General features: G+C 64.2%; 20 protein-coding genes. 9 read left to right on the top strand and 11 right to left on the bottom strand.

Going from position 1 to position 21,203, the window contains the following annotated elements; genetic code table 11:
* Nucleotides 1-126: 126 nt before the first annotated feature.
* Together GCN78_RS10115 and GCN78_RS10110 are read left to right on the top strand one after the other, a co-directional pair.
* Nucleotides 127-594 (top strand): GNAT family N-acetyltransferase, encoded by a 468-nt coding sequence (locus tag GCN78_RS10115; RefSeq protein WP_152251591.1) that lies wholly within the window; start codon nt 127-129, stop codon nt 592-594.
* Nucleotides 591-1,262, top strand: a complete 672-nt coding sequence (locus GCN78_RS10110; RefSeq protein ID WP_152251590.1) for a Dph6-related ATP pyrophosphatase — start codon at nt 591-593, stop codon at nt 1,260-1,262. Before GCN78_RS10115 ends, GCN78_RS10110 begins: the two co-directional genes overlap by 4 nt.
* A 66-nt stretch (nt 1,263-1,328) precedes the next feature.
* On the opposite strand, the gene GCN78_RS10105 is transcribed toward GCN78_RS10110, so the two are convergent.
* Entirely contained in the window at nt 1,329-1,805 is a 477-nt protein-coding gene (locus GCN78_RS10105; protein WP_152251589.1) for an FKBP-type peptidyl-prolyl cis-trans isomerase, read from the bottom strand.
* Nucleotides 1,806-1,951: 146 nt separating this feature from the next.
* Nucleotides 1,952-3,829 carry a potassium transporter Kup gene (locus GCN78_RS10100; protein ID WP_152251588.1) on the bottom strand — a complete coding sequence of 626 codons (1,878 nt, stop codon included), beginning with the start codon at nt 3,827-3,829 and terminating at the stop codon, nt 1,952-1,954.
* Between the two features lie 238 nt (nt 3,830-4,067).
* Between GCN78_RS10100 and rarD the strand changes: the two genes are divergently transcribed.
* A complete protein-coding gene (rarD, locus tag GCN78_RS10095) occupies nt 4,068-4,952 on the top strand; it encodes an EamA family transporter RarD (RefSeq protein WP_152251587.1) in 885 nt (294 codons plus the stop codon).
* A gap of 85 nt (nt 4,953-5,037) precedes the next feature.
* Complete coding sequence (gene ettA / locus GCN78_RS10090) at nt 5,038-6,705, top strand: energy-dependent translational throttle protein EttA (protein WP_034752850.1); 1,668 nt, start codon at nt 5,038-5,040, stop codon at nt 6,703-6,705.
* A 74-nt stretch (nt 6,706-6,779) separates the two neighbouring features.
* Here the strand turns inward: ettA and GCN78_RS10085 are convergent, their stop codons facing one another.
* Nucleotides 6,780-7,361 (bottom strand): porin family protein, encoded by a 582-nt coding sequence (locus GCN78_RS10085; protein ID WP_152251586.1) that lies wholly within the window; start codon nt 7,359-7,361, stop codon nt 6,780-6,782.
* A 225-nt stretch (nt 7,362-7,586) separates the two neighbouring features.
* Between GCN78_RS10085 and GCN78_RS10080 the strand changes: the two genes are divergently transcribed.
* Nucleotides 7,587-8,168, top strand: a complete 582-nt coding sequence (locus tag GCN78_RS10080) for a putative pterin-binding protein (protein ID WP_152251585.1) — start codon at nt 7,587-7,589, stop codon at nt 8,166-8,168.
* A 6-nt stretch (nt 8,169-8,174) separates the two neighbouring features.
* Here the strand turns inward: GCN78_RS10080 and GCN78_RS10075 are convergent, their stop codons facing one another.
* Complete coding sequence (locus GCN78_RS10075) at nt 8,175-8,537, bottom strand: hypothetical protein (RefSeq protein ID WP_077398469.1); 363 nt, start codon at nt 8,535-8,537, stop codon at nt 8,175-8,177.
* 264 nt (nt 8,538-8,801) lie between these two features.
* On the opposite strand from GCN78_RS10075, the gene GCN78_RS10070 reads away from it, so the two are divergent.
* Nucleotides 8,802-10,259, top strand: a complete 1,458-nt coding sequence (locus GCN78_RS10070; RefSeq protein ID WP_152251584.1) for a sensor domain-containing diguanylate cyclase — start codon at nt 8,802-8,804, stop codon at nt 10,257-10,259.
* A gap of 1 nt (nt 10,260) precedes the next feature.
* On the opposite strand, the gene GCN78_RS10065 is transcribed toward GCN78_RS10070, so the two are convergent.
* The 7 genes from GCN78_RS10065 to GCN78_RS10035 are packed head-to-tail and all read right to left on the bottom strand — an operon-like array spanning nt 10,261 to nt 17,301.
* Nucleotides 10,261-11,088 (bottom strand): Rossmann-like and DUF2520 domain-containing protein, encoded by an 828-nt coding sequence (locus GCN78_RS10065; RefSeq protein WP_152251583.1) that lies wholly within the window; start codon nt 11,086-11,088, stop codon nt 10,261-10,263.
* 9 nt (nt 11,089-11,097) lie between these two features.
* A complete protein-coding gene (locus tag GCN78_RS10060) occupies nt 11,098-11,685 on the bottom strand; it encodes a DUF924 family protein (protein ID WP_152251582.1) in 588 nt (195 codons plus the stop codon).
* Between the two features lie 5 nt (nt 11,686-11,690).
* Nucleotides 11,691-12,431 carry an MgtC/SapB family protein gene (locus tag GCN78_RS10055; RefSeq protein WP_101483406.1) on the bottom strand — a complete coding sequence of 247 codons (741 nt, stop codon included), beginning with the start codon at nt 12,429-12,431 and terminating at the stop codon, nt 11,691-11,693.
* A complete protein-coding gene (locus GCN78_RS10050; RefSeq protein WP_077398459.1) occupies nt 12,432-12,686 on the bottom strand; it encodes a hypothetical protein in 255 nt (84 codons plus the stop codon).
* On the bottom strand, nt 12,686-14,497 hold the full coding sequence (locus tag GCN78_RS10045) for an aminopeptidase P family protein (protein WP_152251581.1): 1,812 nt from the start codon (nt 14,495-14,497) through the stop codon (nt 12,686-12,688). The genes GCN78_RS10050 and GCN78_RS10045 overlap by 1 nt, the downstream gene beginning before the upstream one ends.
* A gap of 46 nt (nt 14,498-14,543) precedes the next feature.
* Nucleotides 14,544-16,616 carry a DUF4132 domain-containing protein gene (locus tag GCN78_RS10040; RefSeq protein WP_152251580.1) on the bottom strand — a complete coding sequence of 691 codons (2,073 nt, stop codon included), beginning with the start codon at nt 16,614-16,616 and terminating at the stop codon, nt 14,544-14,546.
* Complete coding sequence (locus GCN78_RS10035; protein WP_152251579.1) at nt 16,603-17,301, bottom strand: Crp/Fnr family transcriptional regulator; 699 nt, start codon at nt 17,299-17,301, stop codon at nt 16,603-16,605. The genes GCN78_RS10040 and GCN78_RS10035 overlap by 14 nt, the downstream gene beginning before the upstream one ends.
* Before the next feature lie 180 nt (nt 17,302-17,481).
* Between GCN78_RS10035 and GCN78_RS10030 the strand changes: the two genes are divergently transcribed.
* From GCN78_RS10030 to GCN78_RS10020, 3 genes are read left to right on the top strand one after another with little or no spacing between them, the layout of a single operon-like run.
* On the top strand, nt 17,482-19,413 hold the full coding sequence (locus GCN78_RS10030) for an AMP-binding protein (protein ID WP_152251660.1): 1,932 nt from the start codon (nt 17,482-17,484) through the stop codon (nt 19,411-19,413).
* 14 nt (nt 19,414-19,427) lie between these two features.
* A complete protein-coding gene (locus tag GCN78_RS10025; RefSeq protein WP_226939558.1) occupies nt 19,428-20,243 on the top strand; it encodes an ABC transporter ATP-binding protein in 816 nt (271 codons plus the stop codon).
* A gap of 19 nt (nt 20,244-20,262) precedes the next feature.
* Nucleotides 20,263-21,159 carry a branched-chain amino acid ABC transporter permease gene (locus tag GCN78_RS10020; protein WP_193316686.1) on the top strand — a complete coding sequence of 299 codons (897 nt, stop codon included), beginning with the start codon at nt 20,263-20,265 and terminating at the stop codon, nt 21,157-21,159.
* Nucleotides 21,160-21,203 lie beyond the last annotated feature (44 nt).

Genomic DNA, 21,203 nt, shown 5'->3' with positions numbered 1-21,203 from the left:
GCGCACCTGAACCAGGCTGCTGCGCGTCGCGCTTTGCCATCCAAACCGCACTGCCTTCATGGCAATGCGGTTTTTTTTGCGTACGCCTTTAGAATGACGCTCTTTCCCTGATTTTTCGGAGTATGCATGATCGCCTGGCAATGGAACACGTTCGACGAACTCGGTCCCCACGACTTGTATCAGGTGCTGGCCTTGCGCCAGCGCGTGTTCGTCATCGAACAGCAGTGCATTTATCCGGATCTCGATGGCCATGACCAGCAGGCCATGCATCTGCTGGGCTGGCAAACGGTCGACGGCCAGCGCCGGCTGGCCGCCTATCTGCGCGTGCTGGCGCCCGGCGCCAAGTATGTGGAAATGTCGCTGGGCCGCGTGCTGACGGCGCCCGAAGCGCGCACCACGGGCGCCGGCAAGCAGCTATTGCTGGAGGGCATAGCGCGCGCCGAACGCCAGCACCCTGGCCACGCCATCCGCATCGGCGCGCAGCATTACCTGGAGCGCTTCTACCAGTCGTTCGGCTTTGTCACCGTCAGCGCGCCCTACGACGAAGACGGCATACAGCACGTCGATATGCTGCGCGCGGAGAAACCGGCATGACGACGGCCCTGATTTCCTGGAGCGGCGGCAAGGATTCCTGCCTGGCGCTGTGGCGCGCGCGCAACGCCGGTCTCAGCGTGCCGCTGTTGATCACGGCCATGGATGAAGATGGCCGCAAGTCGCGCTCGCACGGCGTGCCGCCCGAGTTGCTCGAGGCGCAGGCGGCCAGCCTGGGCGCGCGCCTGCAGCGCTATCACGCCAGCTGGGCCAGCTACGAGGAACAATTCATCGCCATGCTGCGCGCGGCGAAGGCCGATGGCATCGAGCACGCCATCTTCGGCGACATCGACTTGCAGCCGCACCGCGACTGGGAAGAAAAAGTCTGCGGCGTCGCCGGTCTGACGGCCCATTTACCCCTGTGGGGCGAGGCGCGGCGTGCGCTGGTCGAGGAATTCCTCGCCGCCGGCTTCAAGGCCATCGTCGTATGCATCAATGGCCAGCACCTGCCGCGCGAATTTTGCGGGCGCGAGTTCGACGCCGCCTTCCTGGCCGACCTGCCGCCCGGCGTCGACGCCTGTGGCGAAAACGGCGAATTCCACACCTTCGTCTACGACGGCCCCGCCTTCAGCGCGCCGGTGGCGCTGCGCCGCGCGCAGGTGCTGCAGTACGACGCGCCGGCCAATCTGGGCGGCGCCACGTATTATTTCCAGGAACTGGCGCCAGTTTGAATTGGCCGCAGAAGCAAAAAGGGCGACTCCATGGAGTCGCCCTTTTTGCGTGCGCCTTGCGCGTGCTTACTTTTTCGTCACTTTTCGCAGCGTGATCTCGAACACCAGGCCGGCGTAAGGCGGGATCACCACCGCTCCCGTCTTGTCGCGGGTACCGCTCACGCCATAGCCCAGGTCATACGGAATGACCAGGCGGCGCGTGCCACCCTCCTGCATGCCGATCAGGCCACGGTCCCAGCCCAGGATCATTTTGCCCACGCCCAGGACAAACGTAAAACCTTCGAGTGGCGGCGACGTTTCGAATTGCACGCCCTTGCCGTCCGGCTTGCTCGCGTCATACAGCCAGCCCGTGTAGACCACCGTCAAGGTATCGCCCGCCGCGGCGGCCGTGCCGGTACCTTTCACCAGGTCGGGAAAGACAAATTCTTTCACCTGCGTGTTCGGGTCAAGCACGACCGGCTTCTCGGTGTTGGCAGCAGCACCGCAAGCGGTCAGGGCCACGGCGCAGATGAGCATGGCGATCTTTTGAAATACCGATTTCATGGTTTCCCTTTAAATATTGGTGTGTGACTAAGGCCCGTACGGTGCGGACCGGTACGGGCTGGAGTTTAACAGGACTCGCGTAGCCCATTTGTAAGCAGACGTAAGCAGGGCAATAAATGTGTCTCGATGCAACGTTGATACAATGTCTATATTTCCACCTGCGTGCCCAGTTCGATCACACGGTTGCTGGGAATCTGATAGTAGTCGGCCGCCGTGCGCGCATTGCGCGACATGGTGACGAACAGGTGCTCGCGCCACGGCATCATGCCGGCGCCCGGCGTCGAGATGATGGTCTGGCGGGCGATGAAGAACGACGTTTCCATCATCTCGAAGTCCAGTCCCTGCTCGGCGCACTGTGCCAGCGCCGCCGGGATGTCCGGCTCATCCTTGAAGCCGTAATGCACATTGACCTGGTAGCACTGGTGGCCCAGCTCCACCACGCGCACGCGCTCGGAAGGCGCCACCCATGGCTCTTCATGCATGAAGACGGTCAGGAAAATCACCCGTTCGTGCAACACTTTGTTGTGCAGCAAATTATGCAGCAGCGCATGCGGCACGCCATCCGTTTCGCCGCGCAGGAAGATGGCCGTGCCGGGCACGCGCTGCGGCGGCGCGATGAACAGCGACGAGAGGAAATCGTCGAGCGGAATCGCATGCTTTTCCAGATTCTGGAACACCAGCTGGCGGCCCCGCTTCCAGGTCAGCATGACAATGAACAAGATCGAACCCAGCAGCAGCGGGAACCAGCCGCCATGGAACAGCTTGAGCGCGGTCGCCGACACCAGGTTGACGTCGATGATCAGGAAAAAGCCCGTGGCGGCCCAGCACAGGGCCAGGTTCATCTTCCAGCGGTAGCGGATGACGAAGAAAGTCAGGATAGTGGTCGACAGCATGGTGGCCGTGACGGCAATGCCGTAGGCGGCGGCCAGGTTTTCCGAGGAACCGAAGCCGATGACGGCCAGCAGCACCACGGCCAGCTGCAGCCAGTTCACGGCGGGAATGTAGATTTGCCCGATTTCGCTTTCCGACGTGTGGCGCACGCGCATGCGCGGCAGGAAGCCCAGCGCGATGGCTTGCTTGGTCATCGAGAAGGTGCCGGAAATGGTCGCCTGCGAGGCGATCACGGTGGCCATGGTCGACAGGATCACCAGCGGATACACGCTCCACGCGCCCAGCTGCTGGTAAAACGGATTCGACACGGCTTCCGGATGGGCCAGCAGCAAGCCGCCCTGGCCCAGGTAGTTCAGCGCCAGCGCGGGAAAGGCGATCAGGAACCAGGCCAGGCGGATCGGCTTCTTGCCGAAGTGGCCCATGTCGGCGTACAGCGCCTCGGCGCCCGTCAGCGCCAGCACCACGGCGCCCAGGGCAACGAAGGCGACAAAGCCGTTATTCATCAGGAAAGTGGCAGCGTGCAGGGGATTGAGCGCGGCCAGGATGGCCGGCGACTTGATGACGTTGACCACGCCCATGCCGGCCAGCGTGGCAAACCACAGCACCATGACGGGGGCAAAATAGCGGCCGATGCCGGCCGTGCCGTGCGACTGCACGGAATACAGGCCCACCAGCACGGCGATCGTCAGCGGCACCACGTACGGACTGAAGGCGGGCGTGGCCACTTCCAGGCCTTCGATTGCCGACAGCACGGAAATGGCCGGCGTGATCACGCTATCGCCATAGAACAGGGTGGCGCCGAAGACGCCGATCACCATCAGCGGGAAATGCCAGCGCGACAGGCGGCTGACGGACGACAGCACCAGCGCCATCAGGGCCATGATGCCGCCCTCGCCACGGTTGTCGGCGCGCAACACCAGGGTCACGTACTTGAGCGAGACGATCAGCGTCAGGCCCCAGAAAATCAGGGAAACGATGCCCAGCAGGTTCTCGTGCGAGAGCAGCAGGCCGTGGGCCGGGTCGAAGACGGTCTTCAGGGTGTACAGCGGACTGGTGCCGATATCGCCGTAAACGATGCCGACGGCCGCCAGCGTCAAGCCGGCAAGGCCGCTTTTTTTATGTTCCGACGTCAAGATTGCACCCGTTTTTGTTTTGTTGCATCGCACAATATGATAGGTATTAGCAAATAGCAAGAGTATTTTTGCATGGTTCCGCAGGTGCCCCAAGGTCGTGGTTTTATGCCGCTCCGCCTTGCTGCGCGGACATGCGGCCATTGATTTGTTGCCATTCTACGCCTCGCCAGCGGCGCCGGGCAGCCCCCGATGTTTTCAGCCATAATGACAGACTGTCTACTCTCCAGCGAAGCCCATCATGAATCCAGGCATGTTGTACGCCTCCCTCGCCTTCCTGTGCTGGGGCCTGTTCCCCCTGTACTTCCACGCCATCGGCGAGATCGCGCCGCAGGAAATCCTGGCGCACCGCATGGTCTGGTCGCTGTTGTTCCTGGGAATCGTGCTGACCGTGCGCCGCCAGTGGAGCTGGCTGGGCAGCCTGAAGGCGCAGCCCCGGGTCGTGGCCAGTTTCGTCGCCAGCGCGTTTTTGCTCTCCGCCAACTGGTTCATCTATATCTGGGCCGTCAACAATGGCCACGTCGTCGACGCCAGCCTCGGCTACTTCATCACGCCCCTGATCAATGTCATGCTGGGCTTTTTGCTGCTGCACGAGCGCCTGCGCCGCCTGCAGTGGCTGGCCATCGGCCTGGCCGCCTGCGGCGTGGCCTGGCTCACTTGGCAGGCGGGGCAAGTGCCGTGGATCGCCCTGCTGCTGGCGGCCACCTTCGGCGGCTATGGCTTGCTGCGCAAGACGGCCGCGCTGGGCGCGCTGGAAGGACTGTCGTTCGAAACCTTGATTCTGTTTCCCCTGGCGCTGGCCTACATGCTGTGGCTGGCCTGGCATGGCCAGAGCGGCTTCGTCAACACGGATTCCACCGCCACGCGCGCGCTGTTGCTGGCGTCCGGCCCCATCACGGCCATTCCCCTGCTGCTGTTCGCGGCCGGCGCGCGCCGCCTGCCGCTGGCCGTGCTGGGATTGTTGCAATACATCGCTCCCACGGGCCAGCTCTTGATCGGCGTGTGGGTCTTCCATGAATCGTTCACACCCGAACGCATGCTGGGCTTCCTCGTCATCTGGACGGCGCTGGGCCTGTATGCGGCCGAAGGCCTGTGGACGGCGCGCCGCGCGCGCGCCACCGCCTAGCGTCCGTTTCCGCAGCGCGCAGCGCTGGCCGGAAGCGGGCGTTTACCGTATCCTGTCCGTCTTTGTATATCACCCGAGATTTCTAATGGCAAATTACGTCTACACCATGAATCGCGTGGGCAAAATCGTCCCGCCCAAGCGCCAGATTCTGAAAGATATTTCCCTGTCCTTCTTCCCAGGCGCGAAGATCGGCGTGCTGGGCCTGAACGGCTCCGGCAAATCGACCCTGCTCAAAATCATGGCAGGCATCGACACCGACATCCAGGGCGAAGCCGTGCCGATGCCGGGCCTGAACATCGGCTACCTGCCGCAGGAACCGCAGCTGGACCCGGCAAAAACCGTGCGCCAGGAAGTCGAGTCGGGCCTGGGCGAAGTGTTTGAAGCGCAAGCCAAGCTGGAAGCCGTGTACGCCGCGTATGCCGAGGAAGACGCCGATTTCGACGCCCTGGCCACGGAACAGGCACGCCTGGAAGCGATCATTTCGACCTCCGACGGCGGCAATCTGAATCTGCAGCTGGAAATGGCCGCCGACGCGCTGCGCCTGCCGCCATGGGACGCCACCATCGGCGTGCTGTCCGGCGGTGAAAAGCGCCGCGTGGCGCTGTGCAAGCTGCTGCTGTCGAAACCCGACATGCTGCTGCTCGACGAGCCGACCAACCATCTGGATGCGGAATCGGTCGACTGGCTGGAACAGTTCCTGCTGCGCTTCCCCGGCACCGTCGTCGCCATCACCCATGACCGCTACTTCCTCGACAACGCGGCCGAGTGGATCCTGGAGCTGGACCGCGGCCACGGCATTCCATGGAAGGGTAACTACTCGACCTGGCTGGACCAGAAGCAAGCCCGCCTGAAACAGGAAGAGGCGACGGAATCGGCGCGCCAGAAGGCGCTGCAGAAGGAATTGGAATGGTCGCGCCAGAACCCGAAAGCGCGCCAGGCCAAGTCGAAAGCCCGCCTGGCCCGCTTCAACGAGCTGTCCGAGCACGAATACCAGAAGCGCAACGAAACGCAGGAGATCTTCATTCCCGTGGCAGAACGCCTGGGCAATGAAGTCATCGAGTTCAAGAACGTGTCGAAAGCGTTCGGCGACCGCTTGCTGATCGATAACCTGAGCTTCACCGTGCCGCCCGGCGCCATCGTCGGCATCATCGGCCCCAACGGCGCCGGTAAATCGACCCTGTTCAAGATGATCACCGGCAAGGAAACGCCGGACAGCGGCGAAGTGGCCATCGGCCAGACCGCGCGCGTGTCCATCGTCGACCAGAACCGCGATAGCCTGGCCGACAACAAGTCCGTGTTCGAGGACGTGTCCGGCGGCGCCGACATGCTGACGGTCGGCCGCTTCGAAATGCCGTCGCGCGCCTACCTGGGCCGCTTCAACTTCAAGGGCTCGGACCAGCAAAAGCAAGTGGGCAACCTGTCCGGCGGTGAACGCGGCCGTCTGCACCTGGCGAAAACGTTGTTAATGGGCGGCAACGTCCTGCTGCTCGATGAACCGTCGAACGATCTGGACGTGGAAACCTTGCGCGCGCTGGAAGACGCCCTGCTGGAGTTTGCCGGCAGCGTCATGGTCATCTCGCATGATCGCTGGTTCCTCGACCGTATCGCCACGCACATCCTGGCCTTCGAAGGCAATTCGCAAGTCACCTTCTTTGACGGCAACTATCAAGAATACGAAGCCGACAAGAAGAAACGCCTGGGCGAAGAAGGCGCGAAGCCGAAACGTATCCGCTACAAGCCATTGACCACCTAAGTTTCAGGTCCGGCAATGCAAAAAGGCAGTCACCTCGCGGTGACTGCCTTTTTTTTCAGCAAACCTCTAAGTGATTAGAAGTTGTAGCGTGCGCCCAAAGCGAGGCCCGTGGCCTTGCGGCCCTGGTCGGCGCTCTTGCCGAAGTGTTCCACTTCCGCCGTCAGCGAGACTTTCTCGTTGATCGCGTACTGGGCGCCGACGGAAGCGTACACGCCCGTCTTGTCGTTGCCGCTGATGCCGCTCGACAGGCCCGTGCCGCTCAAGCTATTCTTGACCTTGGCCACGCCCAGTTTGCCGAACACGCCAACCTTGTCGCTCACCGGCATGGTGGCTTTGCCGGCCAAGTAGTAGCCGTGCGAATCGCTTTTCACGGAACCGTTGCCGGCGCCGGTGACATAGCTGTAATCCTTGCTGCCGAAATCGGCATAGCCGCCTTCGATCGCCCAGGTCTTATCGAAATCGTAACCGGCGAAGATCTTGGCGCCGGCCTTGTAGCCGCTGTGATTATCGGCGCTGGTGGCGCCAGGAATATCGAAGTTATAGCGGTTACCCGTGACGCCGGCACCCACATAGGCGCCTTCGGCGTGCGCGGCGCTCATGCCGGTCAGTGCGGTAACGGAAGCGATCATTGCAAACAGGATTTTCTTCTTCATCATGTTCTCTCTCTCAATTAGTGAATGGTGCCTGGATTCGCAGTTCAGCGAAGTGCGATGACTACACAATAACAGCCGAAAAAAGCTACGTCTTTCACGATTCCGTAAGAACTGTGACAAGATGTAAGTCGACATTGCAAACTGACAATAACCGTAAAATGCGCACCGTTGAGCGAACTTAAGATAGACTTAAGAACATTAGCGATTTTCAGTCCAGAGGAGAAGTGCATGCGCAAACGTCAGTTTCTCGCCGCCGGCATGACCGCCGCGGCCCTGCCCGCCATCGCCCGGGCGGCACCTTCCGGCCCGCGCGGTCCCGCCCTGCTGACCATCACGGGCAGCATAGCCAAGCCGAACCGGGGCCCGTTCGACGCCATGCGCGACCAGATGATGCACAAGCAAAAGATCAGTTTTGAACGGGCGCGGGCCTTCGACTTCGCGGCGCTGGCGAGCTTGCCGGCACGCACCATCCACCCGACCCTCGAATACGATGGCAAGGCGCACGCCCTGCGCGGGCCGCTGCTGGTCGATGTATTGAAGGCGGCGGGCGCGCCCGAGGAAGATGCCGTGCGGCTGCTGCTGCGGGCCGTGGATGGCTATGCGGCGGCGCTGACCATGGCGCAGGCGCGCGCACAGCGTTTTATCGTCGCCACCCACCTGGACGGGCAGGCGATGGCGCTGGGCGGCCTGGGGCCGCTATGGGCGATCCACGATGCGGACCGCATCGCGGCTGTGGCGGCCCTGCCCCTGGCCGAACGGTTCGCCAGCTGCCCGTGGGCGCTGTATCACATTGGAGTGGAGGCGGGTTGACACGAATTACGCGTAGGCTTCCGCCATCGACATCACGCGTGGAGCGATGGTGATGCCGTGTTCCTCGAACAGGGCCGTGATGGCCGCCAGATTGTGCGTGCACTCCTCGGTTTTCCAGCCCTTGAAGATATCCGTGCCATCCTTCTGGAAATGCAGGTCCAGCACTTTGCCCGCATCCTTGTGCAGGTAGGGCGAACTATAGGTGTTCTCGAAGCCGAGCGCCTTCAATTGTCCCAGCAAGGCATGCGGTGGATGGTCGGGATCGGTGGCGAGGAAAATGCCGAAGGTCTTGCCTGGCGGCTTGGCGGCGATGTCGACCTCGTAGATGCCGGGGGCCTTGCTGACGGACGTACTCTTTAAAAATAACATGCAACACTCCCTGCGCGTAATGTCCCGCGCCTGAAACGGGCGGCAAGACAGGGGCGGTGCGCAATGATTCCCCTCATCAAATCTTATTGCTAATTTGCATCTTTGTCGACAAATCGGCACTTTTATTTGGTAAGTCGTGGTTATCTTGTCGCGTTCGCCTGCCTAAATTATCAATAAAGCCAGTTATCATTGCGCCAATACCCGGCCTGCTGCATACTTTTGGCTGCGTCACGATGGCCCTCCCCCCTGCCACTCCTCGTCCCCATGCGTCTTCTGTCGATCAAGTACCGCCTGCTCATCCTCCTGACCCTGATCCTGGGGGCGGGCTTCATGGCGACCAGCCTGGCCAGCTACCTGGCCTCGCGCCAGGCCATCGAGCATGGCATCGCCGACCAGACCTTGCCGCTGACGGGCGACAATATCTATTCCGAAATCCAGAAGGACATGCTGCGCCCCGTCTTCATCTCTTCGCTGATGGCGCACGACACCTTCGTGCGCGACTGGATACTGGCCGGCGAAAACAACCCGGCGCAAATCGTGCGCTACCTGGCCGAGGTCAAGAAGAAATACGGCGCCATCACCAGCTTCCTCGTCTCGGACAAGAGCAGCAAATATTATTACGCGGAAGGCACCCTGAAATCCGTCAGCCCGCAGGCGACGCGCGACATCTGGTACTACCGCGTGCGCGCCATGGACAAGACCGACTATGAAACGAATGTCGACGTGGACATGGCCAACCGCGACAGCATGACCATCTTCATCAACCACCGCGTGGTCGACTACGACGGCCGGTTCATCGGCGCCACCGGCATCGGCCTGACCCTGGCCACCATGAGCCACATCATCGACCGCTACCAGGCACGCTTCCACCGCAACATCTATTTTGTCGACGCCGCCGGCACCCTGGTGCTGGCTGGCAAGACCATGCGCAACGGGCACGGCAACATCCGCAGCCTGCCCGGCGTGAGCGCCATTGCCGGCCAGATCATCAACCACCGCAGCGAACCGACGCATCTGTCGTACCAGCTGGGCAGCGCGCAAATCCTCGTCAACTCGCGCTTCATTCCCGAGCTGGGCTGGTACCTGGTGGTCGAGCAGAACGTCAGCGACGAAGTCCAGTCGCTGCAGCGCGTCTTCATCTTCAACCTGGCCATCAGCTTTGGCGTCACCCTGCTGGTGCTGGTATTGACCCTGCTGACGGTGAACCGCTACCAGCGCCGCATCGAGCGCATCGCCTCGACCGATGCGCTGACCGGGCTATTGAACCGCCAATCGCTGGAATTGCTGTTCCAGCGCGCCATGCTCTTGTCCAAGCGCAACGAGCAGCCCATGTCCGCCATCCTGTTCGACATCGATTTCTTCAAGCGCGTCAACGATACCCATGGCCACCTGTGGGGCGACAAGGTCATCCGTGGCGTGGCCGACGTGGCGCGCGCCACCGTGCGCGAAAGCGACGTCATCACGCGCTGGGGCGGCGAGGAATACCTGGTATTGCTGAATAACTGCAACCTGGCCAAAGCGGCGGTCGTGGCGGAAAACCTGCGCGCCGCCATCGAAGGCCACGATTTCGGCCTGCCCGCGCCGCAAGTGCCCGTGACGATCAGCCTGGGCGTGGCCGAGTACCGGCCGGACGAAAGCGAATCGGCCTTCTTTTCGCGCGCCGACAGCGCGCTGTATCAGGCCAAGCAGAACGGACGCAACTGCGTGCACGCCGCAGACTAAGTTACTGCCCGCGCTTGCGCCTGGCCAGATCCTGCGTGGGCGCCACCAGCGCGCGGTACAACTCGCCCGTGGCGGGATCCCAGGCTTGCACCGCCAGCTGCTGGCGTTGCACGGTGGCCGAATCGCCCCGTGCGATGGGGCCGGACAGCGCGGGCGCGGCGCCCAGGCGGAACACATTCGCCACCGCTTCCGTCACCAGCGGCTGCGCCAGTTCGCGCGCCACAGGTTCGGGGATGCCGGCCGCCTGGTAGGCGCGCAAGGCGGCATCGAGCACCGTCACCAGGTAATTGCTGGCGAAGACGGCGGCCGCGTGATACAGCGTCTTGGCGGCCGGATCGATGGGCACGGGACGCGCGCCGATGGCGTTCAAGGCCGGCGTCAGGAAGGCCAGCGCCAGCGGGTCGCCTTCGACGCCGCAAAACGTGCCGTCAAAGGTGGCGGCCACCTGCCGCGGGTCGGCAAAGCTGCGGATCGGGTGGGCGCTGGCGACAGAGGCGCCGGCCTGCGTGGCCGCCAGCAGCACATTCGAGGCCAGCGCGCCGCTGCAGTGAAACACGATGGCGCCCGCCTGGCGTCCCTCGGCCACCAGCGCCGCGCAGGCCGGGCCGATCTGGTCGTCGGAAACGGCCAGCATCGTCACGTCGGCGCGCCGCAAGGCCGCATAGCTGGCGACGGGTGTGCCGGCGCCGATGAAATCGACGGCCGCCTGCGCCGACGCCATCGAGCGCGTCAGCACATCCTGCACCACGATGCCGTCCACGCCGGCGAACAGACGGCCCAGCACACGGCCCACATGGCCGGCGCCGATGATATTCAGGGTCACGTTCATGGTGATGCTCTAGAAACTCGATCCCGGCTGGCGCAGGAATTCCAGCTCTTGCGGCGTGGCGGCGCGTCCGAGGATGGCGTTGCGGTGCGGGAAGCGGCCAAAGCGGGCGATCACTTCCTGGTGCCGCTCGGCATAATCGAGCATGCCGTCAAAACCGGGCTGCGCCTGTGACAGCAGCTGGAACAGCTCGACGGCGCGTGCCTGCATGGCCAGGTCTTCCGCGTGTTCGAACGGCAGGTAGGCGAAGGCGCGCAGCATCGGCGGCAGCTGCCGGTCCTGCCCCGCTTGCGTCAAGGCGACGGCCAGCGCCAGCGCCTGGCCGTCGCCGGCAAACGCGCGCGGCGTGCCGCGATACACATTGCGCGTGAATTGATCGAGCACGATGAGGCGCGCCAGCGCGCCGTGCGGCGTGCTGTCCCAGTCGCGCAAGCCGCCCTCGATGGCGGCATCGATCAACGCGCCGAAACGCGCGCGTATCTGCGCGTCGAAGCCGTCATCCTTGCGGAACCATTCCACGCGCGACTGGCCATGGTCAGGGTTATCCGGCGGCAGGAACCAGAAATCGAGTACCTCTTGCGCCTGTGCGTCCATGTCCATCCTTTTCAGTTGCGTGCGTGCGACAGCTGGAAGCCAGCGATGCCTTCGAAAGCGGCCAGTTCGGCCGACATGGCCGACAGGCTGGCGCCCGTGTTCTTGCCATGCGCGATGGCGACAAAACGCCACTCCTGCATGCCGTCGGTGCTGCCGATGGTCAGCGAGCCGCCGGCGATGTCATAGCCGCGCTTGGCCGCCATGCGCCGCAGCGCATCTTCGCGCGGGACAAAACCCTGCTTGAAGCGCATGGTGATGGCCACCGCGTGGCGCGACGGCAGCCAGTTCTCCAATTTTGACAGAAAAATCATCGCCATCGCGCAAAGAAAGGCCAGGCCCATGGCCGACAGATAAAAGCCGATGCCGACCATGATGCCGATCACGGACGAGGCCCAGATCGAGGCGGCCGTCGTCAGGCCGCTGATATTGAAGCCTTCGCGCATGATCACGCCGGCGCCGAGGAAACCGACACCCGTGACGATGCCCTGGATGACGCGCGTGGGGTCGCTGCCGACGATGGCGCCATGGCCGCCGTACCAGAACTCGGGATAGCCGCCCAGCACCGTCAGCGCGGCCGACGCCATGCACACCAGGCTGTAGGTGCGCATGCCCGCCGCGCGCCCGTGGTACGAACGCTCGTAGCCCACCAGCAAGCCCAGCAGCAGCGCGCCCAGCAGGTTCAGCAGGATCACGCCATTCGTCGCCAGCTCGGCCGGCGACCAGTAGGCGCGCAGGAAGTCGATGGTCGGCATTTAGTCCTGCGGCTTTTTCGTCAGCTGCTTTTCAAACGCCACATCGAGCTTGCTGACGCGGCGCGCCTTTTGCGGTCCCAGGCCATTGACGAAGGCGACGAAGGCGTCCAGTTCCAGCGGCGGGCACAAAGGCGGCAAGCCGGGGCCTTCCGTGAGAAAGAACAGTTCATCGCCCGTGCGCGCCATCGTGTAGAGGCGATGGCCGGTGCGTTCCTTGAGCCGCTCGATGGCGGACGTGGCGCGGGTCGAGCGCATCAGATGGCTCCCGTGCGCTGTTCCAGCCACGCCAGCGTGTCGCCGGTCAAGTGCGGCGCCAGACGCGCGCGCACGGTGGCGTGGTAGTCGTTCAGCCAGGCCGCCTCGTCGTCGCGCAACAGCGAGCGTTCCACGCAGCGCGTGTCGATCGGGCACAGGGTCAAGGTTTCGAAGCGCAGGAATTCTCCGAATTGCGTTGTCCCCGCCGGTACATTCAGCACCAGGTTCTCGATGCGGATGCCCCACTGGCCGGGACGGTAGATGCCTGGCTCGATGGAAGTGATCATGCCGATCTCCATGGCCGTCTGCGGCTCCGGCATGGCGGACTGCGAAATCGATTGCGGCCCTTCGTGGACGTTGAGGAAAAAGCCCACGCCATGGCCCGTGCCGTGGCCAAAGTCGATGCCTTCGGCCCACAGGGGCGCGCGGGCGATGGAATCGAGCATGGGCGACTTCACGCCGCGCGGGAACTGCGCGCGCGACAGGGCGATCATGCTGCGCAAGACCAGCGTGAAATCGCGCTTGTGTTCGGCCGTGATCGTGCCGACGGGGACCACGCGCGTGATGTCCGTGGTGCCGCCCCAGTACTGGCCGCCCGAGTCGATCAGCAGCAAGCCGTCGCCTTCGATGGTGGCCTCGCTACCCGCATGCGCGTGGTAATGCATGATGGCGCCATGCGCATTGAAGCCGGCGATGGTGCCGAAACTGGGGCTGACAAAGTGCGCGCGGCGGGCGCGCGCGGCCGTCAGGTGTTCGTCGACGCCGATTTCCGTCAACGGTGCGCGTTGCGGGTCGGCCAGGGTGGCGTCCAGCCAGCTGAAAAATTCGCACAGGGCGGCGCCATCCTGCTCCATGGCGGCGCGCACGTGCGCCGCTTCGGCATCCGTCTTGCGCGACTTGGCCAGGGTGGTCGGGTTGATGGCTTCGACCACCTGCACGCCCTCGGCCACGGCCTGGCGCGTGCCGAAGGTGATGCGGCGCGGATCGAGCAGCAGGGTCGCGCCGGCCGGCAGGGCGGCCAGCGCAGCCGCGGTGCGGTCGTACGCGGCCACGTCCACGCCTTCGCTCTCCAGGGTGGCGCGCAGGGACGCCGGCACCTTGCCGTCGGCGACGAACAGGGTGGCGCGCTCGGGGCCCACCAGCGCATGCGCGAGGAAGACGGGGTTGTAGTTGACGTCGGCGCCGCGCAGGTTGAACAGATACGCGATGTCGTCGAGGGTGGAAATCACATGGTGGCTGGCGCCATGCGCCGCCATGCCGGCGCGCAGGGCCGCCAGTTTTTCCATGCGCGACAGCGATGGATACGCGGCCACATGTTCAACCACGGGGGCGGCGGGCATGGCCGGGCGATCCGGCCACACGGCTTGCAGCACATCGGTGTCCGTGCGCAGGGTCACGTGCGCGCCCAGCGCCTGCTGCAGCAGGCGCGCATTGGCCAGGCCCAGCACGGCGCCGTCGACGGCCACCGTCTGCCCCGGCCGCATGGTCTCGCCCAGCCAGTCGATATACAGCACGCTGGCGCCGGACGGGATTTTCTTCAGGACGATGCCGCTGCCGGCCAGTTCATCTTCCGCCTGCTCCCAGTAGCGGCCATCGGTCCACACGCCGGCGAAATCCTGCGTCACGACCAGGGTGCCGACCGAACCCGTAAAGCCCGACAGCCACTCGCGGCCCTGCCAGCGGGCCGGCAGGTACTCGGACAAATGCGGGTCGGCCGAGGGCACGATGCAGGCGTCGATATGCTGCGCGCGCATGGCGCTGCGCAGTTGCGACAAACGGGAGGCGGGAGTGGCTTGGTCAGGTGTCTGCATGGGAGCGAAAATGGAGCGGTGCTGGGAAGTGCCTATGATACCGCGATTAGCCGCCGGGCTGCACTCGGTGCAGCGCCAGCAGCACCCCGGCGGTGGCGACGATTTTTTCCAGCAGCGCCTCGTCGTAGGGCAGCCACGGCACGGCGCCCAGCTTGTTCCCCTTCGCGACCGCCTCGGTCGCCACCTCGGCGCCGTCCAGCGTGACCCTGCCGGTGGTCAGGTGGATCGCGTGCCTGCCAACCATCAGGTGGCGCGCTTCGAGCGCCATTCGGCCATCCTCGATCTGCTGCGCGAATACCTGTTCCAGCACGGCGCGCCGCATGCCAGCCATCGGCCCCGGAGCCAGGTTGGCCAGGTAAAACAGGCGTTCTTCGCGCTGCACGCTTTGCCCGTCTTCCACCAGCGCCAGCGCGCTGGCGCTGACCAGCAGATCCACCGCGCGGCACGCTTCCGAATAGGCCACGGGCGCCAGCGGCAGCATTTGCGCGGGTGCCAGCCCGTTGGACGTGCAGGCGCCGCCCGCGCCTGGATAGACGCGTCCCTCGAGGCGCAGCAATACGCGCCAGGCGCCGAACTGGCGCGACAGGCCTTCATCGTCGTCCAGCCGCCAGCCTTCGCGGCGGGCCAGTCCCAGCAGGGTAGGCAGCGACAGCTGGTAACCGGCAAATGGGGCGCTGCCGTCGCCGGGCGGTGCATATATTTCACGATACACCTGGCGCAGCGGCTGGCGCACGCGCCGCCGTGTGACCAGGGCCTGCCAGGCGGCGCGCTGCTCCCCGCTGGCGTGCAAGGGGTGCCACAGGCCGATCTCCCCTTCTCCCTGTAGCGGCACGTCCGCCGGCTGCCCCCATGCATCGATGGCACCCTCGCCATCGAGCATGAAAGCCTGGCCCTCGCCCGTGCGCCACACCAGCGCGCGCGCCACCGTATCGATATCGGCATCGTCGCGCAGGGCGCGCCATTGATCCAGGCCCAGACGCACATCGCTGGCATAGCCCGCTTCCAGGCGGCGCGCCAGCATGGCCTGGCGCCGCTTGCCCATGGGGCCGGGCATGCCGCCCCTCCAGGCGATATCGGGCCGTTCGGCCAGCGCCCGTTCGGCCGGCTTCAGATTGCGTTCCAGCTTCTTGCGGATGCCCGCATGGCGGACCTGCGCCAGCGCCGTGCGCAGGGCCAGCAAGCTTTCCGGCGTGGGGATGGTTTCCACCGCATGGCCCAGCGCCATCGCCAACGACTGCGACGGCGCACTCTTGGCCACGCCGGGCGCGACGCATGCCAAAGGCAGCAAGACGGTGATCACGGGCCTGAACCATGCATCATCGCGATAGGCGGCGACCCGCGCGGCGCGCGCCAGCACCGGGGAGTCTGCCGTGGCAAAGGCGGCATCGGCCGCATACGGCACGCCGCCGTCATGGATGGCGGCGAGATGGCGTGCCGCCTGTTCCAGCATCGTGCGCGCAAAAGCTACATACGCCGCATCGTCGGCCAGCACGGCGGCGGGATCGGCCTCGCCGATACTGTCGCGGTTCCAGTGGCCGCTGTAGCGCGAGCCGGCCAGCGCCAGCAGGGACGCTTGCGCCAGTTGCGGCAGCAGTTCCAATTCCTGCAAGGTCAATGGCATCGGATAGTGGGCGTGACGCTCCTCCATTGCCTGCGCAAATTGCGCTGGGGCGTCGCCGCCAGCAAGGCGCGCCAGCAGGTAAGCCTGGTAGGGCCGCTCGGCCCAGCCCGAGGTTTTGCCGAGAATGCGCCGCGCCTGTGCCGCCGTGCCTGCCGGTGCCTCGCCCTGCAGGCAGGCCAGGCAGCCGATGACATACTCCCATTCCCGGTTGTAATCGCTGGCCGCGTCCAGCGCATCGAGGAACATCTCGCCGGCCAGCAACGGCGCCAGCCCGGCCTCAGTCACCTGCTCCAACAGCGCCTGCGCCAGATCAAACCGCGCGATGTCGTCATGGCCGAAGCGCGCCGCGCGGTGCAAGGCACCCCAGACGGCGCCCAGTTCTTCGGGTGTCCAGTCCTTGAAATCGACCGGCGGCCCCGTGAATCGCGCATGCTCGACAAAGCCGCCGTCGAGGCGCACGCGCAGCGCTGCGGCACGGGTGGTTTCAGATGGCATCATCGGCCTCGTAGCGGCGCAAGCCTTCCAGATCCAGCACGCGGATGCCGCCGTAATCGAGGCGCAGCAAGCCTTTCTTTTCCAGCACCTGCAAGGCCTGGTTGGCGCGCTGGCGCGAAGAACCGGACAGCAGGCCGATTTCCTCCTGCGACAGCTGCACCAGCGTATCGACGCCGGGGTACAAGTGCGAATTGAACATCGATGCCAGGCAGCGCGCCACGCGCGTGTTCAGGTCCAGCAGGCGCTCGTTTTCCACCATGCCGATGAACTGTCCCAGGCGCTCATTGAGCTGCATCAGCAGGAAGCGCGTGAATGGCAAGCTCGTTTCCAGCAGCCAGTGGAAGGTGGCGCCGGGCAGGCGCGCCACGCGCGTGTCGCGCAGGGCCATGGTGTCGTATTTGCGGATTTCATTCTTCAGCAATGAACCTTCGCCGAACCAGCTGCCGGGCGGTACGCCGATGAAGGTCATGGCCTTGCCGGAGGCGGAAAAATTATTCATCTTGACCATGCCGCTGATGACGCCGATCCAGTTGTCCACCGGCTCGCCCTTGCGGCAGACAAAGCCGCCTTTCGGCACGAAGGTTTCGAACACGTCCGCCTCGACGCGGGCCATTTGCGCGGGGTCGAGCAGCTGCGCCCAGTTGGCCGCGCGCACGGCATCCTTGAGGCTGATATCAGGGTAGGTCATTGTGCGATGCACCATCGAAAAGTGGGTAAATGTCCCCGAAAAGACAACTCGGCAAACTAACGCAAGCTACTATCATTGCACAAACGCCTGAACCATAAAAAACACAGAGCGCCATCCAACGAGGTGGAGCCTGAGACAAGCAACAGGGAGACACTGGTGCAAACGAATACCACAGCAGCCATGCCGACTTTTCCGCGGCGCTTATTGCAACACGGGACAGCACGATCCGACAAGCCCGCCTTTCGCGAAAAACACCTGGGCATCTGGCAAACCTGGACCTGGCGCGAGGTCAACGACGAGGTGCGCGCGCTGGCCTGCGGCCTGGCCGCCATCGGCTTCCAGCGCGGCATGAACCTGGCCATCATCGGCGACAACCGTCCCCGCCTGTACTGGGCCATGCTGGCGGCGCAAAGCCTGGGCGGCGTGCCCGTGCCACTGTACCAGGACGCGCCGGCCGCCGACATGGCCTATGTGCTGCAGGATGCGGAAATCCGCTACGCCATCGTCGAAGACCAGGAGCAGGTCGACAAGCTGCTCGAACTCAAGGCCCTGTATCCGCACGTCGCCCACATCGCCTACGACGACGAACGGGGCATGCGCCATTACCGCCAGCCGGAACTGATGTCCTTTGCCGCCCTGCAGGTGCTGGGCAGGGCCTATGACCGCGAACACCCGGGCTTCTTCGACGCCGCCGTGGCGGCAGGCAGTGGCAGCGATTCGGCCGTCATCCTGTACACCTCGGGCACCACGGGCAAACCGAAGGGCGTGTGCCAGAGCCACACGGCGCTGCTGGCCGCAGGCGTTGGCGGCGTGGCCTTCGACAAGCTGACGGACGAGGAAGACATCCTGTCCTACCTGCCCATGGCGTGGGTCGGCGACTGCCTGTTCTCGCTGGCGCAGGCCATGGTGGCCGGCTTCACCGTCAACTGCCCCGAATCGGGCGACACGGTGATGATCGACATGCGCGAAATCGGCCCGACATGCTACTTCGCGCCGCCGCGCGTGTTCGAGAACATGCTCACCAGCGTGATGATACGCATGGAAGACGCCAGCAGCATCAAGCGCCACATGTTCAGCCATTTCATGGACGTGGCCAAGCGCTGCGGCGCGCAGATCCTGGATGGCAAGCCCGTTCCGCTGGCGGACCGCCTCAGCTACAAATTGGGCGAACTGCTCGTCTACGGCCCCCTGAAAAACGTGCTGGGACTGTCGCGCGTGCGCGTCGCCTACACGGCCGGCGCCGCCATCGGCCCCGACCTGTTCCGCTTCTACCGCTCCATCGGCGTCAATCTCAAGCAGTTGTACGGTTCCACCGAAACCTGCGCCTATGTGTGTCTGCAACCGGATGGCAATATCAAGTTCGACAGCGTCGGCTTGCCGGCGCCGGGCGTGGAAGTCAAGCTGGCGGCCAATGGCGAAGTGCTGGTCAAGTCGCCCGCCACCATGAGCGGCTACTTCAAGCGTCCCGACGCCACCGCCGAAGTGATCGACGCCGACGGCTACTTTCATACGGGCGACGCGGGCGTGTTCGACGGCGAAGGCCACCTGAAAATCATCGACCGCGCGGCCGACGTGGGCAAGCTGACGTGCGGCGCCATCTTCGCGCCCAACTACATCGAAAACAAGCTCAAGTTCTTCCCCTTCATCAAGGAAGTGGTGGCCTTCGGCCATGCGCGCGACCAGGTGTGCGCCTTCATCAACATCGACATCGAAGCGGTGGGCAACTGGTCCGAGCGGCGCGGCATCGCCTATTCGGGCTACACCGACCTGGCGGCGCGCGCCGAGACGTATGGCCTGATCCGCGACTGCATCGAGCAGGTCAACGCGGAACTGGCGGCCGACCCCTTGATGGACCGCACGCAGGTGCACCGCTTCCTCGTGCTGCACAAGGAACTCGACCCGGACGACGACGAGCTGACGCGCACGCGCAAGGTACGCCGAAAATTCATCGCCGAAAAATACGCGGTGCTCATTTCCGCCCTGTACGAGGGCAAGGCAACGCAATACATCGAGACCCAGGTGAAATTCGAGGACGGCCGCACCGGTTCAACCAGCGCCGACCTGCAGATCTGGGACAGCAAAACGTACCGGCCCCAAAGCCTGGCCGCATGATGGAGCACAGCACGATGCAAATGAACGAACCCGACGCCCATTTCGGCACGGCCCGCAAGACGGGTCCCGTGATCCTCGACCTGAAAAACATCTCGCTGTCGTTCGGCGGCGTCAAGGCCCTGACCGACATCTCGTTCGACGTCAGACAGCATGAAATCCGCGCCATCATCGGCCCGAACGGCGCGGGCAAGAGCTCGATGCTCAACGTGATCAATGGCGTGTACCGTCCGCAGCAGGGCGAGATCATCTACCGGGGCGAGCACCGGCGCGGCATGGACTGCTACCAGGCCGCCAAGTCCGGCATCGCGCGAACCTTCCAGAACATCGCCCTGTTCAAGGGCATGACGGTGCTGGACAACATCATGACGGGGCGCAACCTGAAGATGAAGTCGAATTTCCTGCTGCAAGCCCTGTACTGGGGCCCGGCGCGGCGCGAGGAAATCGAGCACCGCAAGAAGGCCGAGGAAATCATCGACTTCCTGGAAATCCAGGCCATCCGCAAGACACCCGTGGGGCGCCTGCCCTACGGCTTGCAAAAGCGCGTGGAGCTGGGCCGCGCACTGGTGGCCGAACCGGACATCCTGCTGCTGGACGAGCCGATGGCCGGCATGAACGTGGAAGAGAAGCAGGACATGTGCCGCTTCATCCTCGACGTCAACGACCAGCTGGGCACGACCATCGTGCTGATCGAGCATGACATGGGCGTGGTGATGGATATCTCCGACCGGGTGGTGGTGCTCGATTACGGCAAGAAGATCGGCGACGGCACGCCCGACGAGGTGCGCAGCAACCAGGATGTCATCAACGCCTATCTCGGCGTGGCGCATTAGACGAGGAATAGCAATGAATATCAATTTTTTCTTTGAAGTGCTGATCGGCGGCCTGCTGTCGGGCGTCATGTACGCGCTGGTGGCGATCGGTTTTGTCCTGATCTACAAGGCATCGGGCGTATTCAATTTCGCGCAGGGAGCGATGGTGTTTTTCGCCGCCCTCACCTGCGTCGGCATCATGGACAAGTTCGGCCTGTCGCTGTGGCTGGCCATCCCGCTGACGATGCTCACCATGATAGCTCTGGGCATGGCGATTGAAAGAGTGGTGTTGCGCCCGCTCGTCAACCAGCCCGAAATCACGCTGTTCATGGCCACCATCGGCCTGACCTTTTTCATCGAAGGCCTGGCGCAGCTGATGTGGGGCTCGCAGGTGCACAAGCTGGACCTGCCCATCGAAGACGTGCCGATGCCCTTCCTGATGGAGCATTTCAATATCATCATCTCGCAGTTCGACGTGGTGGCGGCCGGCATCTGCGCGCTGCTGGTGATCTGCCTGGCCTTGCTGTTCTCGAAAACCAAGGTGGGCCGCGCCCTGCGCGCCGTCGCCGACGACCACCAGGCGGCGCTGGCGGTCGGCATTCCGCTGCAGCGCATCTGGGCCGTGGTGTGGGGCGTGGCGGGCCTGGTGGCCATGGTGGCCGGCTTGCTGTGGGGCGCGCGCAACGGCGTGCAGTTCGCCCTCACCTTCATCGCCTTGAAAGCGCTGCCGGTGCTGATCCTCGGCGGCTTTACCTCGGTGCCGGGCGCCATCGTCGGTGGCCTGATCATCGGCGCGTCGGAAAAGCTGGCCGAAGTCTATCTCGGTCCCATGGTGGGCGGCGGCATCGAAGGCTGGTTCCCGTATGTGCTGGCCCTGCTGTTCCTGCTGGTGCGCCCGGAAGGCCTGTTCGGCGAGAAGATCATCCGGCGAATATAACGCCACCGTAACAGCATCGTAGGTCGGGTTGGCGCATGGCGCGT

Source organism: Janthinobacterium rivuli (assembly GCF_009208735.1).
GTDB lineage: Bacteria > Pseudomonadota > Gammaproteobacteria > Burkholderiales > Burkholderiaceae_D > Janthinobacterium.
The sequence above is the reverse complement of the archived record's forward strand: the minus strand, read 5'-3'. Positions and strand labels throughout refer to the sequence as shown.

Excerpts from the sequence above, each read along its gene's own strand:
- GCN78_RS10115 (WP_152251591.1), top strand. The coding sequence starts at position 127 with ATGATCGCCTGGCAATGGAACACGTTCGACGAACTCGGTCCCCACGAC.
- GCN78_RS10110 (WP_152251590.1), top strand. The coding sequence starts at position 591 with ATGACGACGGCCCTGATTTCCTGGAGCGGCGGCAAGGATTCCTGCCTG.
- GCN78_RS10105 (WP_152251589.1), bottom strand. The coding sequence starts at position 1,805 with ATGAAATCGGTATTTCAAAAGATCGCCATGCTCATCTGCGCCGTGGCC.
- rarD (WP_152251587.1), top strand. The coding sequence starts at position 4,068 with ATGAATCCAGGCATGTTGTACGCCTCCCTCGCCTTCCTGTGCTGGGGC.
- ettA (WP_034752850.1), top strand. The coding sequence starts at position 5,038 with ATGGCAAATTACGTCTACACCATGAATCGCGTGGGCAAAATCGTCCCG.
- GCN78_RS10085 (WP_152251586.1), bottom strand. The coding sequence starts at position 7,361 with ATGATGAAGAAGAAAATCCTGTTTGCAATGATCGCTTCCGTTACCGCA.
- GCN78_RS10080 (WP_152251585.1), top strand. The coding sequence starts at position 7,587 with ATGCGCAAACGTCAGTTTCTCGCCGCCGGCATGACCGCCGCGGCCCTG.
- GCN78_RS10075 (WP_077398469.1), bottom strand. The coding sequence starts at position 8,537 with ATGTTATTTTTAAAGAGTACGTCCGTCAGCAAGGCCCCCGGCATCTAC.
- GCN78_RS10070 (WP_152251584.1), top strand. The coding sequence starts at position 8,802 with ATGCGTCTTCTGTCGATCAAGTACCGCCTGCTCATCCTCCTGACCCTG.
- GCN78_RS10065 (WP_152251583.1), bottom strand. The coding sequence starts at position 11,088 with ATGAACGTGACCCTGAATATCATCGGCGCCGGCCATGTGGGCCGTGTG.
- GCN78_RS10060 (WP_152251582.1), bottom strand. The coding sequence starts at position 11,685 with ATGGACATGGACGCACAGGCGCAAGAGGTACTCGATTTCTGGTTCCTG.
- GCN78_RS10055 (WP_101483406.1), bottom strand. The coding sequence starts at position 12,431 with ATGCCGACCATCGACTTCCTGCGCGCCTACTGGTCGCCGGCCGAGCTG.
- GCN78_RS10050 (WP_077398459.1), bottom strand. The coding sequence starts at position 12,686 with ATGCGCTCGACCCGCGCCACGTCCGCCATCGAGCGGCTCAAGGAACGC.
- GCN78_RS10045 (WP_152251581.1), bottom strand. The coding sequence starts at position 14,497 with ATGCAGACACCTGACCAAGCCACTCCCGCCTCCCGTTTGTCGCAACTG.
- GCN78_RS10040 (WP_152251580.1), bottom strand. The coding sequence starts at position 16,616 with ATGATGCCATCTGAAACCACCCGTGCCGCAGCGCTGCGCGTGCGCCTC.
- GCN78_RS10035 (WP_152251579.1), bottom strand. The coding sequence starts at position 17,301 with ATGACCTACCCTGATATCAGCCTCAAGGATGCCGTGCGCGCGGCCAAC.
- GCN78_RS10030 (WP_152251660.1), top strand. The coding sequence starts at position 17,482 with ATGCCGACTTTTCCGCGGCGCTTATTGCAACACGGGACAGCACGATCC.
- GCN78_RS10025 (WP_226939558.1), top strand. The coding sequence starts at position 19,428 with ATGCAAATGAACGAACCCGACGCCCATTTCGGCACGGCCCGCAAGACG.